This is a genomic window from Streptococcus suis (assembly GCF_002960445.1).
Taxonomy (GTDB): Bacteria; Bacillota; Bacilli; order Lactobacillales; family Streptococcaceae; genus Streptococcus; species Streptococcus hyiners.
The window spans coordinates 1-310 of the sequence record NZ_POJD01000131.1; the positions used below are offsets into that span (position 1 = coordinate 1).

Sequence of the window (310 nt, forward strand, 5' to 3'; positions counted from 1 at the left end):
TGATCAGTCAATTGATTTTAGATGAAAGAGTCAAGATTGGAGAAGAGCGGTTAAATGATCTTCGGCTATATAGTCAAAAGGATTTTGAAATCCAGAAAACCGTGCGTTCTCCTCGATACAACCAACTAGTAGAGACCAATAAACTGGTCAAAAAAGAGAGTTTTCAAGATAGATTAGTTACATTTACTCTATTAGCAGATGAAGCAATTCGTGTCAAGCAATTGCCAGTTTACCAAACAGACTATCATTTGATAGAAAGCGGTTTGGCTTTTAGCTGTCAAGGAAAGGGACTGAATATTCTGTTAGTGGT

At 36.8% G+C, this 310-nt stretch carries 1 pseudogene; it reads left to right on the forward strand.

Annotation, left to right across the window (positions count from 1 at the left end):
• Nucleotides 1–11: 11 nt before the first annotated feature.
• Nucleotides 12–310: pseudogene (locus C1G53_RS13295) on the forward strand (heparinase); the annotation flags it as partial.